A 1,447-nucleotide genomic window follows, 5' to 3' on the forward strand; every position below is an offset into this window, starting at 1 on the left:
CCTGATTTGTGGGCCGACCTGTTAAGCGGCCTAAAACATTCGTGGCCGCAGATATCCGGCTCTATTTTGGCAATCCTGATTTGTTACGGTCGCCTGATTTATGACGGCGTGGAACGTAAAAACCGCTGGGTCGAAGCCTTATTGTGCGGCGCTCTGTCATGGAGTGTATCCAGTGGCTTGGAGATGTTTGGCATTCCGGGCAGTTTTGCCCCGGCTATCGGTGGTGCTATCGGCTTTATTGGTGTTGAGAAGATACGCGGCTTCGCTATCCGGGCTATCAACAAGCGTTTGGGGGATAAGCAATGAGCAGAGGCATACGCAATAACAACCCCGGCAATATTGACCATAACCCGGCAAATAAGTGGCAAGGCCAATTACCACATGACCGAAATATCGAAAAGCGGTTCTGTCGGTTTGAAACAGCTGAATATGGTATTCGGGCGCTGTTCAAGTTGTTGAGGAACTACCATAAAGGCGGACATAACAGTGTCTCTAAAATCATCAGCCGATACGCACCATCGAGTGATGGCAATAATACAACTGCCTATATCAAGGGTGTTGCTCAGTCTCTGGGTGTCGATCCTCACCAAGTTCTCGAAGTGAATAAATCAACCCTGATTGCTTTGTCCAAGTCCATTATCCGGCACGAGAACGGCAAGCAACCTTACCCCGAAGAAACGTTTGAAAAAGCCTTCAGCTTACTCTGAGCACTGAGCCTCGCATTCGCGGGGCTTCTTTTTATCTGCGTACTGACGTGCGCACAACTCCATCATGAGCTTATAGAAATAGAGCCTGAGAATTATCGCTAGGTGGCGACCTCTCATGGGCGATATTTCTACGTCAGCAGGCTCTTATTTCTATAGGAATACGCGAGATGCAAACAATTACAGTTCCTTTTTATGACGATGAACTTTATGTCGTGGAATATAACAATGAGCCACATGTCCCAATGAGACCAATTGTTGAAGGTATGGGGTTGGACTGGAAAAGCCAATTAACCAAACTAAGGCAACGATTTAAATCAACTGTGGTGGAAATCCCCATGGTTGCCGCTGATGGGAAGATACGAGACATGGTTTCCCTCCCACTGCGTAAATTAGCTGGATGGCTACAGACTATTTATCCCAACAAGGTCAAGCCTGAAATTAGGGATAAGGTGATCTGCTATCAGAATGAGTGCGATGATGTGCTTTATGATTACTGGACAAAAGGGATAGCCATTAACCCTCGCAAGCGCAGTGTGATGGAAGAACTGAATGAGGCCTGTGCGGAATTCAAAAGAGACAAGCAGTTAGCCAGTGTGTTTGGTACGGGCCTTAACACATGGAAGCATGTCAGTGTCGAACATAAAAGCAAGATAAGAGGGCTAGCCGAAGAGGTTGCTGGCTTAGCTCTGGATTTTGTCCTGGCCGAAATAGGCAAGGGTAAAACATCGCGAACTGAATAA

Annotated in this window: 3 protein-coding genes; all 3 read left to right on the top strand. The window is 47.1% G+C overall.

Going from position 1 to position 1,447, the window contains the following annotated elements:
- Positions 1 to 306 (top strand): phage holin, lambda family (locus tag FE392_RS19430; protein WP_319931786.1); only part of this gene is annotated, 306 nt, incomplete at its 5' end.
- Positions 303 to 707: a structural protein gene (locus tag FE392_RS19435; RefSeq protein ID WP_319931787.1), complete on the top strand. Its 405-nt coding sequence runs from the start codon at positions 303 to 305 to the stop codon at positions 705 to 707. The genes FE392_RS19430 and FE392_RS19435, both read left to right, overlap by 4 nt.
- A gap of 167 nt (positions 708 to 874) precedes the next feature.
- A complete protein-coding gene (locus tag FE392_RS19440) occupies positions 875 to 1,447 on the top strand; it encodes a phage antirepressor N-terminal domain-containing protein (protein WP_319931788.1) in 573 nt (190 codons plus the stop codon).

Origin of the sequence: Xenorhabdus santafensis, assembly GCF_033949405.1 — a bacterium.
Lineage (GTDB): Bacteria > Pseudomonadota > Gammaproteobacteria > Enterobacterales > Enterobacteriaceae > Xenorhabdus > Xenorhabdus santafensis.